The 15137-nt window shown below is 73.0% G+C and carries 12 protein-coding genes; 9 read left to right on the top strand and 3 right to left on the bottom strand.

Annotation, left to right across the window (positions count from 1 at the left end):
- Window positions 1–13 precede the first annotated feature (13 nt).
- The 7 genes from AB0L34_RS05720 (at window position 14) to AB0L34_RS05690 (ending at window position 11721) form a co-directional block, all read left to right on the top strand.
- Window positions 14–4231 carry a HEAT repeat domain-containing protein gene (locus AB0L34_RS05720; protein WP_363702210.1) on the top strand — a complete coding sequence of 1406 codons (4218 nt, stop codon included), beginning with the start codon at window positions 14–16 and terminating at the stop codon, window positions 4229–4231.
- Between the two features lie 128 nt (window positions 4232–4359).
- A complete protein-coding gene (locus tag AB0L34_RS05715; RefSeq protein WP_363702208.1) occupies window positions 4360–6168 on the top strand; it encodes a RyR domain-containing protein in 1809 nt (602 codons plus the stop codon).
- Window positions 6158–6670: a hypothetical protein gene (locus AB0L34_RS05710; RefSeq protein WP_363702207.1), complete on the top strand. Its 513-nt coding sequence runs from the start codon at window positions 6158–6160 to the stop codon at window positions 6668–6670. Before AB0L34_RS05715 ends, AB0L34_RS05710 begins: the two co-directional genes overlap by 11 nt.
- Before the next feature lie 209 nt (window positions 6671–6879).
- Window positions 6880–7668 (top strand): ABC transporter ATP-binding protein, encoded by a 789-nt coding sequence (locus AB0L34_RS05705; protein WP_363702205.1) that lies wholly within the window; start codon window positions 6880–6882, stop codon window positions 7666–7668.
- Window positions 7665–8444 carry an ABC transporter ATP-binding protein gene (locus tag AB0L34_RS05700; protein ID WP_363702203.1) on the top strand — a complete coding sequence of 260 codons (780 nt, stop codon included), beginning with the start codon at window positions 7665–7667 and terminating at the stop codon, window positions 8442–8444. The genes AB0L34_RS05705 and AB0L34_RS05700 overlap by 4 nt, the downstream gene beginning before the upstream one ends.
- A gap of 35 nt (window positions 8445–8479) precedes the next feature.
- Entirely contained in the window at window positions 8480–9979 is a 1500-nt protein-coding gene (locus AB0L34_RS05695) for an ABC transporter substrate-binding protein (RefSeq protein WP_363702201.1), read from the top strand.
- Window positions 9976–11721, top strand: a complete 1746-nt coding sequence (locus tag AB0L34_RS05690; protein WP_363702199.1) for an ABC transporter permease subunit — start codon at window positions 9976–9978, stop codon at window positions 11719–11721. The genes AB0L34_RS05695 and AB0L34_RS05690 overlap by 4 nt, the downstream gene beginning before the upstream one ends.
- A 22-nt stretch (window positions 11722–11743) precedes the next feature.
- Here AB0L34_RS05690 and AB0L34_RS05685 read toward each other — a convergent pair whose 3' ends face one another.
- Both AB0L34_RS05685 and AB0L34_RS05680 read right to left on the bottom strand, forming a co-directional pair.
- Window positions 11744–12190, bottom strand: a complete 447-nt coding sequence (locus tag AB0L34_RS05685) for a hypothetical protein (protein ID WP_363702197.1) — start codon at window positions 12188–12190, stop codon at window positions 11744–11746.
- Between the two features lie 46 nt (window positions 12191–12236).
- Window positions 12237–12647, bottom strand: a complete 411-nt coding sequence (locus AB0L34_RS05680) for a DoxX family protein (protein ID WP_363702195.1) — start codon at window positions 12645–12647, stop codon at window positions 12237–12239.
- 284 nt (window positions 12648–12931) lie between these two features.
- On the opposite strand from AB0L34_RS05680, the gene AB0L34_RS05675 reads away from it, so the two are divergent.
- On the top strand, window positions 12932–13291 hold the full coding sequence (locus AB0L34_RS05675; RefSeq protein ID WP_357460938.1) for a YciI family protein: 360 nt from the start codon (window positions 12932–12934) through the stop codon (window positions 13289–13291).
- The gene (locus tag AB0L34_RS05670; RefSeq protein WP_363702193.1) at window positions 13288–14511 is read left to right on the top strand and encodes a sigma-70 family RNA polymerase sigma factor; all 1224 of its coding nucleotides are present in this window, start codon (window positions 13288–13290) and stop codon (window positions 14509–14511) included. The genes AB0L34_RS05675 and AB0L34_RS05670 overlap by 4 nt, the downstream gene beginning before the upstream one ends.
- 159 nt (window positions 14512–14670) lie before the next feature.
- On the opposite strand, the gene AB0L34_RS05665 is transcribed toward AB0L34_RS05670, so the two are convergent.
- Window positions 14671–15137: tetratricopeptide repeat protein (locus tag AB0L34_RS05665; RefSeq protein WP_363702191.1), on the bottom strand; the 467-nt coding region annotated here is incomplete at its 5' end.

Below are 15137 nucleotides of genomic sequence, written 5' to 3'. Positions count from 1 at the left end.
GAGTTTGCCGTTCATGAAGGTCTACATTTCGGCCACCCAAAAGGACCTGCTGGAATATCGTGCTGCCGTGCACGTCGTGGCACGTCGTCTGGAGATCGAGGACGTGGCCATGGAGGCGTACGGCGCCGACGTCCGGCCACCGCTGGAACGCTGCCTGGCCGACGTGCGCCGGTGCGATCTCTACGTGGGGCTGTTCGCCTGGCGGTACGGGTTTCGGCCGCCCGGCCAGGACTCCTCCATCACCGAACTGGAATACCGTGAGGCACTCGCGGCCGGAAAGCCCTGCCTGATCTTCCTGCTCGCCGAGGACACACCCTGGCCGGTCGGCATGATCGACCGGGACGCCGACTGGCAGCAGATCGTCGCGCTGCGCCGGGAGCTCAAGGAGCGCCACCTCTGTGCCTTCTTCTCCGGCGTGGACGACCTCGCCGCCAAGGTGACCGTGGCACTGGCCGAGGTGCGCAGCGGCCGATCCCCGGCGCGCGAGCCCGCCGACCCGGACACCCACCTGCCGGAAGCCGTGCGCAGCCAGTACTACAAGCAGCTGGCGCTGAGATACCAGGCCGTTCCGCTGGACGCGGTCTCACCACGCCCCACCATCGGATATCTCACGGTCGGGTTACCGAAGATGTTCGTGGAGCCCCGCGTGCACGAGGACACCCGGCCGGAGATGCCGCTGGCCTGGTGGCGGTGGGCCAGCTCCACAGGCGACGATCACGCCAGCGGGCTGCCCGGGGTGGTCAACCCGGAGGAGGTGGAGCGGCTCTGGGAAGAGTACGCGGCCAAGGACGCGCTGGCCCTGTTCGACGTGGTGTGCGATCCGGGCCGGCGAGCGATCGTGCTGCTCGGCGACCCCGGCTCCGGCAAGTCGGCGGCCGCGCGGTACCTGGCGCTGGCGCTGGCCGGAGTCTGCGCCGAGCCCCGCCTGGCGGCGCTGGACCGGTACCTGCCCGTCCTGATCGAGCTGCGCTCCTACGCCGCGCACTGCGGGGACGGGCGGTGCGACGGCCTGCTGGACTACGTGGGGCACCGCCACCAGCAGGGACTGGCCGGAATCGACCAGGGCGTGCTGGAGGCGTACCTGCGTCAGGGCGGCCAGGCGCTGTTCCTGTTCGACGGCCTGGACGAGGTGTTCGACCCCGCGCAGCGGGAGGAGGTGGCCGCGCAGATCGCCACGTTCGCCAGCGAGTACCCGGGGGTGCGGACGATGGTCACCTCGCGGGCGGCCGGATACCTGCGACACACCTTCGCCAACGCCGGCTTCGACCACTTCACCCTGGAGGATCTCGACGACGAGCGAATCGTCCGGTTCCTCGGCAACTGGTACCGCTACGTGATGCCCACACCGACGGCGGAAGCGGACCGGCAACGGCGACAGATTCTTGACGTGGTGCGCAGGTCCCGAGCGATGCACGAGATCGCCGGCAACCCCCTGCTGCTGATGCTCATGGCGATCGTCGGCCGGGGCCACCCGCTGCCCCGCAACCGGCACCGGCTCTACGCGCACGTCACAGACGTCCTGATCTCCGAGTGGGACGTGACCAAACAGTTGCGGGAAAGCCACAGCGACGTGCCGCTGCTGGACCTGCAGGCGAAGCGCCGGTTGGTGCGCCACCTGGCGTATTGGATGCAGTTCCGGGAGTCCGGCCCGGCAGGAAACTACATTGAATCCGACGAACTGGCGCGCATCTTCCGGGACGACCTCGTCGCGTTCTACGGTTTCGAGAACGAGCGGGCGCTCGCCATGGCCTACTCGATGATCGACAAATTGCGTCAGCGAAGCTTCATCCTGGAACGGTACGGACTGCGACTGTTCGGGTTCGTGCACCGCACGTTCCTGGAGTTCTTCTGCGCAGAGGAGATCGTGGACAGGTTCGAGCACGATCCGGACGCCTGGGGCCTCGACCAACTGCGCGCGTTGTTCCGGGAGCACTGGGCCGACCCGTCCTGGCGGGAGGTGCTCCGGCTGGTCGCCGGCGCCCTGCCCGCCCAGACCGCCAACGACCTGGTCATCCTGCTCGCCACCGAGGCCAACCAACCCTGGCCGCCGCTGAACCTGACCGGCCCGCCATGGAACCTGGTGCTGGCCGCGCAGTGCGTGGCGGAGGCGCCGCAGCCCGCCGAGCTGGCCGGCGCGGGCGACGCGGTGCTGTGCCAGGTCGTGCGGCTGGTCGAACACGGCATTTCCGCCGACGACCCCAACCTCGTGGAGCTCACCGAGCAGGAGCTGCTGTCCTCGATCCGGGCGCTCGGACCGAGCTGGCCCGGCCGGGAAGCCTTCCTGCACTGGTACCGCCGTCGCGGGGTGCGGACCAGCTGGCGCTCCGGCTCCGCATTCGCCACCCGGATCGCCGCGGCGCTCTCCACCGCCGAGGAGCAGCTGGAGGAACTGCTGGTCCGGGAACTCGGGCAGGGCCGCGAACGACAGGCCCACCTCACCCTGGTCGCGGGGCTGGCCGAGAGCGCCGGCCGGCTGGACACCACCACCAACCGCGGCCGCCGCCGATGCCGAGACCTCCTGCTCGCCCAGGCACGGGCCGAGGTCTCCACCGCGGTGCGGCAGGCCGCCGTACGGGCTCTGGTCGCGCACTTCGGCGCCGACCCCGACCACGTCGACGTGCTGCGCGACCTTGCCGACTCACCCGATCTCGCGGTGCGCGCGCTGGCCGTGCAGTCCCTCGGCGGCCGGGCCGAGCTGTCCGAGGACGTCCGCCAGGTGCTGGCCAGGGCCACCGAGGACCCCGCCACCGCGGTGCGGCGGGCCGCCGCCGGAGTGCTCACCACGCGCTGCGCCGACCTGCCGGACGCCCCCGAGACACTGCAGCGACTGCTGGCCACCGACACCGACCCGGGCGTGGTGCAGTGCGCGCTGGAGGGCCTGCTGGCCCTGCCGGAGCACGCCGAGACCGCCCGCACCCGGGCGCTGGAGCGGGTGACCGGCGACTCCCCGGACGAGGTGCGGCGCTGCGTGGTGACCGAGCTGCTGCCGGGGCGGTCCGGCCCGGAGAGCGTCGAACTGCTGCTGAAACTGGCCGGCTCGGACACCTCCGCGCGGCTCCGCGCGGTCGCCGTGCAGCGGCTGGCGCTCGTATCCGACCCGGAGGGGCGCTGCCGAGCCCGGCTGGTCGACCAGATCGAGCAGGACGAGGACGCCTCCGTGCGTGCCGCTGCCGTGACCGCGCTGATCGACCGGGACCGCGCCGACGACACCGGATGGACCGTGGTGGCGCACGCGGCTCGTGCCGACGAGGACGCGACGGTGCGCCTCGCCGCGGTGCGCGCGCTGGCTGAGGCATACCCGGACCACCGCACCGGCGAACTGCTGCTGGAGAAGGCTCACCGTGACCCGACCGCGAGCGTCCGGCTCGCCGCGGTCGACCTGCTCACCGGCCGGCCGCTACTCGGGCACGCCACTCGTGCTCTGCTCATCAGCCGCGCTTCCCAGGAGCGGGACGCGATCGTCCGGTTGCGGGTCACCCTCCGCCTGACCCGCCTCGCCGACCCGCCCGACCCCGAGGTGCTGGAGTGCCTGGCCGAGCAGGTCAGCCGGGACCCCGACCCGAACGTGCTGCGCGCGGCCGCCCAGGCGCTCGCCCGTCACGGCGAGGCCGACGGCCTGATGGAGACGCTGTGCCGGCGGGCCCGCCGAGACAGCTACGTCGGCATCCGGCTGGCCGCCGTGCAGGCCCTCTGCGCGTACGGGAGCCCCGATGTGGTGACCGACGTGCTGCTGGAGTGCGTCGAGTCGGACAGCGACCCTACCGTGTTCGACGCGGCGGTGTGCTGCCTGACCGAGCAGGGCTCGGCATCCATGGCGGTGACACTGCGGCTCCTGCGCCGCCTGGCAGACCAGGACCCGGCGATCCGCGCCCGCATCGCCGCCGCGCTCGGCGCGCACTTCGGAGCCGACCCGGAGGTCCGGGTGCTGCTGGTGGGGCTGGTCCGCGACGACCCGGACCTCGAGGTGCGGCGCCGGGCCGTGGAACAGCTGGGAGCCACGCTGGCCGGCCGAGTCGGGGTACAGGAGCTGCTGCTACGGCTGGCTGACGACAATGACTGGGAGATCCGCCGGACCGCGCTGCTCGGGTTGACCCGCCACTACTCCCGGGACACCCGGACCCGGGTTGTGCTCGCGCGGCTTGCTCGCCAGGAGGACGACGCCACCGTACGGCGGCTGGCCGGGCAGCTGCTGGCCGCGCTGCCCGACACCAAGCCCGACGACTTCCCGTGACCGGGCCCGACCGGACGCCCGGGCGGGCGGTGCCGTCGCCCGTGGAAAGGTCGACCCGAGCTGGCAGCGCGGAGGCGGGCACGCGCCGAGCACGGCCCTGATCGACCTCGTCAAATATCATCAGGGCCATGACAGACCCGGTCGCCGGCTCGCGCCGCCTGGTCGAATGGTGGCTTCGAGTCGTGTTCGGGGTCATCGGACTGGCCGCCTTCATTCTCGGCTACGTCGGCTTCGAGCGCCTGCTCCAGGCCCGGCCGGGCACCGCGCACGACCCGTACGACGTGCTCTACTACGACCTGCAACTCTTCGTCTTCGGCGCCGAACCGTTCCAGAGCGCCGGACCGTACCCGTGGCAGCTGCAGGTCGCCCGGTTCGCCGCCCCGCTGTTCACCCTCCTTGCCGTGGCCGAGGCCAGCCGGCTGCTGCTGGCCGCCGAGAGCCGCCGCCTGCGGGCCCGGCGGTCCCGTGGCCACGTCCTGGTCTGCGGCGACTCCCAGTTCGCCCACATGCTCGCCGACCGGCTCTTCGCCGACGGCGAGCGCGTGGTCGTGGTGCGTTCCGAGCCGTTCGGACCGCTGGAGTACCGCCTACGCCGGTATCTCGGCGTCATCGGCGACCCGGCCAGCCCCCAGGTGTTGCGCGGCGCCGGGCTGCCCCGGGCCCACACCATCTACGCCTGCAGCGAGGACGACGACCGCAACCACGCCATCGCCAACACCGCCAGCCGGCTCGTCCAGGACCGACGGCAACCACCTCGGGTCTACGTACTGGTCCACGACTCCGAGATGTGCCTGTCACTGCAGGCCCGACGACTCGGCGCCGCCGGATCCAGCCGGCTGCGGCTGGACTACTTCCACGTCGACGATGTCGCCGCCCGCGCACTGCACCGGCACCACCCGCTGCCACACGCGACCGGCCGACCCACCAAGGTCCTCATCGCCGGCACCGGCACCTTCCGCCGAGCCCTCCTGGTGGAAACCGCTCGGCACTGGCGGGCACGCCACGCCGACACCCTTCCCGGCCAGTTCGTGCCACCCCTGCGGGTGGACCTCGTGGCCCCGGACGCCGACACCGAACTCGCCGTCGCGGCGTCCCGCTACCCGTTCCTGACCACCGTCTGCCAGCTCACCGCGCACAACCTGGACCTCGACGGCCTCGTCGGGCTCGACCAGCTCGACCGAGGCCGCTACGACCGCATCTACGTCTGCGCACCGGACGAGACCAGCGGCCTGCAGTTCGTGCTGGACACGCCTACCCTCTGGCAGAGCGCCGAGAGTTCCGTCTTCGTGCCGGTCTACCAGCAGGCAGCGCTCGCCGCCGCCTTCCACGGCGACTCCCGCCACGACCTGCTCGACGAGGTGCACGGCAAGCTCCGCCTCTATCCGGTGCTCACCCGCGCCTGCGATGCCCGGTTGATCGCCGAGGACCTCACCGAGCGGCTGGCCCGGCTGATCCACGAGCGGTACCTCCAGGCCCAGCAGAGCGCCGGGGTGCGCCCCGGCGACGCGCCGGCGATGGTGGACTGGTCGCGACTGCCCGAGTCGCTGCGGCGGGCGAACCGGGCCCACGTCCAGGACATCGCCGCGAAGCTGTTGAATCTCGGGTGCGTCGTGGCGCCCCGGCGCGGCGGCACCCGCGACGCCTCCGCCGCCGGGCAGGTCATCGACGACCGGATCGAGGAACTCGCCCGCCTCGAGCACGAACGGTGGTGCCGGGAACGGCGGGGGGAGGGCTGGACGTACGGCGAGCCCCGCGACGACGCCCGGCGGCGGCACCCCGCCCTGCGGCCGTGGGACGAACTTCCCCCCGACGTCCAGGAGCAGAACCGCGAGGAGATCCGGGCGCTGCCCGACGTGCTCTCCGACAGCGGGTTCGAGCTGATCCGGCTGGCACCCGCGGTGCCCGCGCAGCGGAGAGGACCGGGGGATGCCGACTGATCCCGCACCGGTGCGCGTCGGCATGACCGGGCACATCAACCTGACCCGCGACACCGAGCTGCTCGTCGCCGACGCGCTCCGCGTCGAGTTGCGCCGGATCAGCGACCGGCCAGTGCACGGCGTCACCTGCCTGGCGGCCGGTGCGGATCAGGTCTTCGTGCGCACGATTCTGGAGATGGGCGGCACGCACGAGGTGATCCTCCCGGCCCGCGACTACCGGACCGCCGTGATCAGCCCGGAGAACCGGGCGACCTTCGACGAGCTGCTTGCCCGGGCGGCGGCGGTCGTCCACACCGGCCACGACCGCTCGCACACCGCCGCCTACGTGGCCGCCAACCGCGAACTGGTGCGACGGGTGCAGCGACTCGTGGCGGTGTGGGACGGCGAACCTGGCTGCCACGCGGCGTCGACGGACCGGACCGTCGACTGGGCGCGGCTCCACGGCGTCCCGACCACGATCCTCTGGCCCGTCGGCGCCCGCCGGATGGTCCTCGGGGACTGACGGGCCAGCAACGACGGGCGGCTGCCTGCGACGAGAGCTGGATCCGTCGGTTCGAGAACCCTGAACACGTCGGTCGGGTGACGCCACGATTTTGTTGGCAACGATTTTCATTGTAACCTCCAGTGCCCGAGGGGTCAGGCCTGCGGCGCTACAGCCGGGTGGCAGGCCGCGCGGACGACGAAAACGGATCTCATTTTCTGGAGGCTAGGGTGGAGCAGGCGGTTCTGACCACAACCGACCTGCGGGTCCACGGGAACGCCCGCGCGCTCGTCTCCGATGTCAACCTGACGTGTGCGGCGGGCGAGCGTGTCGCGTTGGTCGGCGCCTCCGGGTCCGGCAAGAGCCTCACCGCGAAGGCCGTGCTGGGTGTCCTGCCCCTGGGCCTCGTCGCCGCCGGCAGCATCCGCATCGCCGGCGAGGAGGTGCTCGGTCTGCCGTGCGCCCGCCGCGGCGCCGCGTACCGACCCGCTGCCGTGCTCCAAGACCCCGCACTGGCCCTGCACCCGTTGGTCACCATCGGTGAACAGGTCGCCCTGCCACTGCACCGCGACTTCCGGCGCGCCGACGCCCGACGGGTGCGTCTCGAACTGCTGGCCGCCGTGGGCCTGCCGGACCCGGAGCAGGTCGCCGGCCGCTACCCGAGCCAGCTCTCGGGCGGGCAACGCCAACGCGCCTGCCTCGCCGTGGCCCTGGCCGCCCGCCCGCCACTGCTGATCGCCGACGAACCGACGACCGCCCTCGACGTCGTCACCCAGGCCGCGATCGTACGGCTGCTGCGGGAGCGTACCGGCGGCCCGGACGGCCCGGCGCTGCTGTTCATCACGCACGACCTCGCCGTCGCCGCCGAGCTGTGCACCCGCATCGTGGTGATGCACGAGGGGCGCGTCGTCGAGGACCGCCCGGCCCTCGACGTGCTGCACGACCCCCGGCATCCCCGGGCCCGTAACCTCGTAGACGCCGCCCGGCTCTCGACGGACGCCCTGGCCGCACGCCGATGACCGTCATCGAGTGCAACCGGCTTCGGCACGCCTACCCGCCGTCCCACCGCTCGACGTCCGCCGTGCCCGTGCTCGACGGCGTCGATCTCACGATCGCCGCCGGTGAGCGCGTCGCGTTGGTCGGCCGCTCCGGGTCCGGCAAATCCACTCTGGTACGGGCGCTGCTCGCCCTGGAACCGGTGGAGGCCGGGACAATCCGCTGCGACGGCCGGGACGTGACGCCCGGACCGGTCCACCGGCTGCGCTGGTTCCGCCGGATCGTCCAGTACGTGCCGCAGGACCCCGGGTCCACGCTCGACCCGCGCGCCCGGGTCCTCGACATCGTCACGGAGCCGATTCGCCGGCTGTGCGGGGTCACCGACCGGGCCCGGCTCACCGCTGCGGGCGTGGCGGCGCTGGAGGCCGTACGGCTGCCGGCGGACCTGCGGACGGCCCGCGCCCGGGATCTCTCCGGCGGGCAGGCCCAGCGGGTGGCGATCGCCCGGGCGCTGAGTCCCGAGCCGCGACTGCTGATCGCCGACGAGCCGGTCAGCGGCCTCGACGCCCCGCTGCGGGCGCACGTCGTTGACGCCCTGCGCCAGGCGTCCGAGACCCGGGGGACCGCGCTGCTGCTGGTCTCCCACGACCTCTCCGCGGCGGCCGCCCTGTGCGACCGGATCACGGTGCTGCACGAGGGCCGGATCGTCGAGAACCGCCCGACCGGCGACCTGCTCGCCGACCCCGAACATCCGGAGACCCACGCGCTGTTCGCCGCGGTGCCCCGATTCCCGGCCTGAAACACCGGAACCCCCTCTACCCATCGGAGAATCACGTGCCTTCAACCCGCCTACGCCTCGCCGCCGCCGTTGCCGGCGTGCTGCTGCTGAGCGGCTGCTTCCACGCCGGCGGCGACACCCCCGAGGCCACCCGCGACGACCGGATCTCGGTGGCGATGCTGCTGCCGCCGCGCAGCGGGCTGACCCCGTTCAGCGACGACGCGTTCAAGCTGTCCCGCTGGTCGACGGCCGAGACCCTGGTGACCCTCGACGCCGACGGCATCGCGCAGCCCGCCCTCGCCACCGCCTTCACCCCGCTCGACGACCCGAAGACGTGGCGGTTCGAGATCCGCAGCGGGGTCACCTTCCACGACGGCACCCCGCTCACCGTGGCGTCGGTGGTGGCCGCCCTGACCGCGGCCACCAAGGCCAGCCCCAAGCCCCGCATCCTCGACGGCGTCGAGCTGACCGTGCAGCCGGACCCCGCGGCCGCCGACAAGGCCGTCCTGGTCACCACCCGTGAAACCGACCCGCTGCTGCCGCAGCGGCTGTCCAGCCCGCAGCTCTCCATCCTGTCCACCGCGGCCTACGGAGCGGACGGCCTGGTCAACCCCGCCGGCCACGGCACCGGCCCGTTCAAGCTGATCTCCAGTAACACCACGACCGCCATGCTGGACCGTTACGACGGCTACTGGGGCGGGCCCGCAAAGGCCGCCGGGATCGACATCAGCTTCGTCCCGGACGCCACCGCGCGGGCGGCAGCGCTGCGGACCGGCACGGTGGACGTGGCGGAGGCCGTCCCGGTGTCGCAGGCCGGTCTGCTCGACGCCGACAAGGTGTTCGAGGTGCCGATGCCCCGCACCAACACGCTGTACCTCAACACGAAGAAGGGCCCGTTCGCCGACCCTGCCGTGCGGGCCGCCGCCCGCCAGGCGATCAACCGCGAACCGATCGTCGACACCGCCTACGAGGGCCGCGCCGACGTCGCCGCCGGCCTCCTCGGTCCCGCTCTGCCCTGGGCGGCCGAGGCACGCCTCGAGCGAGAGAACACCGCCGCGAAGAAGGTGAACGGCACCCCGATCGTGCTGGCCACCTTCACCGACCGGGCCGAGCTGCCCGAGGTCGCCGTGCAACTCCAACAGCAGCTCGAAGCCGCCGGCTTCAAGGTGCGCCAAGAGGTACGCGAGTACGCCCAGATCGAGGCCGACGCCCTGGCCGGCAGGTTCGACGCCTTCGTCCTGTCCCGCGCCACCGTCCTGGACTCCGGCGACCCGGTCGCCTACATGTACAGCGACTTCTCCTGCGAGGGCTCATTCAACATCGCCCAGCTCTGCGACCCGGCCATCGACGCCGCCCTGAGGACCGCCGCGGCCACCACGGCCGGACCGCAGCGACAGGCGGCCATCATGCGGGCGGAGAAGCTGATCCTGGAGTCGGACGCCGCGATCCCGCTGCTGCACGAGCGGGTCATCCAGGGGGAGTCCGGCGCGTTCACCGGCGTGGAGCGCGACTCGCGCGAGCGTACGCTGATCACGGCCCGAACCGCGCCAGCGTGACCGGCACACCCATCCTGAACGCCGCGTCCCGGCCGTCTCCCGGGGTGACCGCCCTGTCCCGGATCGGCGCGGCCGCGGCGGTGATCGCCCTGGTCGGCGTCCTGCCCTGGCTGTCCGGACGCGACCCCGCGCTCACCGTGCTGCGCGGGCGTTCCGCCGAACAGGAGGCCACCCCCGAGGCGTTGGCCGCGCTCCGCGAGCAACTCGGCCTCGACGCCGGACCGCTCGCGCTGCTCGGCCGCTGGCTCTCCGGTCTGCTGCGCGGGGACCTCGGCACGTCCTGGGTGAGCGGCCGGCCCGTGCTGCCGGACCTGCTCACCGCCACCGGGGTCTCGCTGACCCTGACGGCCTTCGCCGGGCTGGTCGCCGCCGTGGTCGCCGGGCTGCTGACGCTGCCCGCGCTCCGGGCGGCGCTGCGCGGCACCCCGCGACGCAGCGGCGGGGCGGGGGCCGCGGCCCTCACCGCGCTGCCGGAGTTCCTGCTCGCCTCGGTCCTGCTGATCGTCGGGGCGGTCGGTCTGCGCGCCTTCCCACCGTACGGGTGGGACTCGGCGCACCACGCCGTGCTGCCGTCGCTGGCGCTGGGACTCCCGGCCGGCGGGCTGATCGGGATGCTCCTGGCCGACGCGGTGTCCCGTACCGCGGGGGAGCCGTGGACGATCACCTGGGCGACCGCCGGGGCGGGCCGTACCCGTACCGCCGCCGCCCTGCTCCGGCGGGCGCTGCCCGCGCTGCTCCCGCAGATCGGGCTGGTGCTCATCGGCCTGACCGGCGGGGGCGTCGCCGTCGAGCGGGTCTTCGCCGTTCCCGGGCTGGGCCGGGTGACCCTGGGCGCGGCCCAGACGCAGGACCTCCCGGTGCTGCAGGGCGGCGTGCTGATCCTGCTGGTTCTCGGCGTCGTGGCCGGCATCGGCGTCGAACTGGTGCGCCGCGCCATGCTCGGCCCCGCGCTGCGTTCCGGCGCCCTGCCGGTGGCCGCGCACGCCCCGGCCCCGCACCGCAGCCTGTGGATCACGACCGGCGTGGCGATGCTCGTGCTCACCGTCCTCGTCGTCGCCGGGCTGGCCGGCGACCCCTACGCCGCCGACCGCGGCCGGTTGACGGCTCCCTCGTGGGACCTGCCGCTGGGCGCCGACTCCTCCGGGCGGGACCTGCTCGCCCGGCTGGGCCACGGCGCGGCCACGACCATCGGCACCGCGCTGCTGCTGTGCGCGGCGTGCCTGCTGATCGGGCTCGTGGTCGGACTGCTTCCCCGGGCGGCGACCGGCCCGATCGAGATGGCGAACGCGGCGCCGCCGGTGCTGGCCGGGCTGCTCGTCGTCGCGGTCACCGGCCCGTCGACCGGCGCCGCGGCCGCCGCCGTGCTGCTGGTCGGCTGGGCGCCCCTGGCAGCGCACACCGCGGCTCTGGTCGTGGAGGCGCGGGCACAGCCGTACGTGGCGATCCTGCCCGTGCTCGGTGTCGGACGGGCCCGGATCCTGTGCTGTCACATCCTTCCCGGCGTGCTCGGGCCGCTGACCCGCCACGCGCTGCTGCGCATCCCGGGCATCGCGCTGGCCCTGGCGGCACTCGGCTTCCTCGGCCTCGGTCCGCAACCACCGACCCCGGACTGGGGCCTCGTGCTGTCCGAGGGCATGCCGTACGTGGAACGCGCCCCGTGGACGGCCTTCGGACCGTGCCTGTCGCTGGTCGCCCTGTCCGTGCTCACCGTCACGGCCTCGGCACTGCGGCGTTCCCGTTGAGAGACACCGCCCCACCAGGCGGTCAGCAGATGGCGGGATGGACGCGGGTCATCGTGGACTGGTAGCCGCCACCGGGCCAGGCCCACGCTCCGGTGGCGCTGGTGCCCTCCGCGTCGAAGGTCCCGCGATACCTCGCCGGCGACCCTGGCTGGCCGAACCAGATGGTCAGCTCGCGGTCGGCCACCTCGTAGACGTACTCCAGGATCTCTCCCGTGCTGCCGAAGAAGTGCGACTTCAGGGTGCCGCTCCCGGGGTCGTATCCGATGTACTCGACACCGGAGGTGGTGTGGTCGCCCTGGACAAGGTGGACGCGCTGGACCAGGAAGTGGCCGCCCGGCATCCACTCGTAGGTGACGGTGCCATGGTGCCCGGGCCCGGAGACGTCCCAGGTGCCGACCAGTACGTCAAGGGTCTTCAGGGTCGGGTGCGGGGTGCTGGCGGACGCGCCGCCGAGGGTCTTGTCGGTCATGGCAATGGTTCCTTTCACCGGGTCGGGCGTTCGAACGGTTGGGGTCTCAACGGGTGGGGGCAGGGCGGCGCATCTGAGCGCGGCGGCTGACGGCGACGACCGCCGCGAGCAGCAGGAACGCGGCTGGCACCGCGGGGTTGGCGCCGATCAGCACGTTGGTGACCACGGCCCCGGCCATCAGCCCGGTCAGGCCGAGGGCGGCCAGCGCGGCCAGCCGCGGAACCAGCAGACCGAGGGCGCCGGCCACCTCGCACACGCCGACCAGGTAGCGCAGCCACTGCCCCGCACCGATCTCGGCGAACAGGTCGACCATGCGCGCGTCGCCGATGAGCTTCAGCACCCCGCCCGAGACGAACTGCACGGCGAGGAACACCTGCACCACCCACCGGGCGATGGATCCGGTGCGGCGCAGACCGGTCGGGCGGCTGGCGGAACGGGTGGCGACGCTGGTGATCATCGGGCTCTCCTCGTCGGGTCGTCGTTGTACCCGGGACGTCGGAGCCGGCCACCCGTCCTCTACACGCCGGTCGGGATTTTTTCGAAGATCTTTTTCGCCGGCCACCTGGCAGAGGTGCCGAAAGGACGGTGGGGAACAAAGCCGGCGTCGTGGCCGCCGGCTGAACGTGTGGCGCGCGGAGGGCACACCGCACCCGCCGGCGCGCGGGTCGCCGGCCGGATTCGACCCTTGTGATCTGGTATCAATGTCCGATCCAGCGAACGCGGAGGGTGACGGTGAAATACATGGTGATGACCTACGGTGGCCCGTCGGCCTGGGAAGCACTGGCCGGCACCGGCCCGGACGCGATGTCGCCCGAGGAGATCGCCGCCCACTTCGAGGCGATGCAGGCGTTGCAGAAGGAACTGGCCGCCACCGGCGAGCTGGTCAGCGCCTTCGGGCTGTCCGAGCCGGCACGCGCGCAGACGGTCGATCTCCGCGGCGGCACGCCGGTGGTCTCCGACGGGCCCTACGCCGAGACCAAGGAGTTCCTCGCCGGGTTCGGCATCATCGATGTGGCGACCCACGACCGTGCGGTCGAGTTGGCAGCCCGGTTCGCCGGCGTCGTGTCCACCCGCGTCGAACTGCGACCCGTGCACGGATGAGCGATGACCTGCTGCGCGAACTGGCGCCACAGGTCCTGGCAGCGGTAACGCGCCGCTACGGGCACTTCGACGAGGCCGAGGACGCCACCCAGGAGGCGCTACTGGCGGCGACGACGCAGTGGCCCGCCGAAGGCGTACCGGACAACCCGCGGGGTTGGCTGATCCGGGTCGCCTCCCGCCGCCTGATCGACCACCTGCGCAGCGAGCAGTCCCGTCTGCGGCGCGAGGCGACACTCGCGGCGCAGGTACCACCCGCCGACTGGCTGGCTCCGGCGGCCGACACCGGCGAGGCGTCCGACGACACCCTGACGCTGTTCTTCCTGTGCTGCCATCCCGCGCTCACAACGGCCTCGCAGATCGCTCTGACCCTGCGAGCGGTGGGCGGGCTGACCACGGTGGAGATCGCCCATGCCCTGCTCGTGCCGGAGGCGACGCTGGCACAGCGGATCAGCCGGGCCAAGCAGCGCATCAGGGACACCGGCGCCAGGTTCGAACCACCCACCCGGCACGACTACGACGGTCGGTTGCGGGCGGTGCTACACGTGCTCTACCTCATCTTCAACGAAGGGCACACGGCGACCTCTGGTGTCGCCCTGCAGCGAACGGACCTGGCCACCGAGGCGATCCGACTGGCCCGTACGGTCCACCGGACCCGCCCCGACGACGCCGAAGTCGCCGGCCTGCTCGCGTTGCTGCTGCTCACCGACGCCCGGCGGGCGGCGCGCACCGGCCCCGCCGGTGAGCTGGTGCCGCTGGCGGAGCAGGATCGCGGCCGCTGGGATCGCCGCACCATTCACGAAGGCGTCACGCTGCTCGCCGCGGCACTGGCGCACCGCCGACCGGGCCCTTACCAGATCCAGGCGGCGATCGCCGCGGCGCACAGCCAGGCCGCCCGTGCCGAAGACACCGACTGGCCGCACATCCTCAACCTGTACGACATGCTCCAGCGTTTCGACGACAACCCCGTCGTGACGCTCAACCGTGCCGTCGCCGCCGCCATGGTCCACGGGCCCCGGGCCGGCCTGACACTACTGGAAGCGCTCGACTCCGATCCCCGGATGACGGGCAACCACCGCCTGGCCGCCGTGCGGGCCCACCTGCTCCACCAAGCCGGTGATCACGAGGCTGCCGTCGCCCATTACCAGGCGGCGGCACGGCAGACGGCGAGCATTCCGGAACGCGAGTACCTGCTCCGACAGGCCCGACTCGCCGCCCGGTAACTCACGGTGGGGACCGGCGGTGGCTCAAGGGGCACCGATCCGGGCTCTCACGCCGTTCTGTCGACGGGCGACTGGCCGAAGGCATGAGCCGGTGCCGGGGGAGCGAGGTGGGCGCCGACGCCGCCGGCGAACGAGGTCGCCGCGTGGCACGGGTGGGTGTCAGGAAAGCAGCCGGCGGATCTCGGCGGCGGCGGGATGGTCCGGGGCGGCGGTCAGGAAGCGGCGCAGGGTCACCTCGGCCCGGGCCCGGTCGGACCGCCGCTGGGCCAGCCCGAGCACCAGCAGCGCGTCCGGCGAATCGGGGATGCGCGCCAGCACCTGCCGGGCCTCCCGTTCCGCGCCGGCCGTGTCGCCGGCGCGGACCAACGCGAATCCCAACCGCAGCCGCACCCCGTCGTCGGGACGGGTTCGCAACGCCTGCCGGTACAGCTCCGCCGCCGCGTCGAAGCGGCTCTGCTGCTCCAGGTCCCTGGCGAGCAGCACGGCCGCCGCCGCCGGATCCGGTGGCTCGCCGCCCTCGGTCGACCCGTCGAGGCGGGCCCCGGCGGCCGCCACCGCGACGACGACGGCGACCAGACCGAGCGAGCCGGCCCGCCAGGCCAGGCGGGCCGCCACGCCGCGCGGCC

It is taken from the genome of Micromonospora sp. NPDC052213, assembly GCF_040679695.1.
GTDB lineage: Bacteria > Actinomycetota > Actinomycetes > Mycobacteriales > Micromonosporaceae > Micromonospora.
Note: the sequence above shows the minus strand (reverse complement) of the source record. Positions and strands in the feature narration are given on the sequence as shown.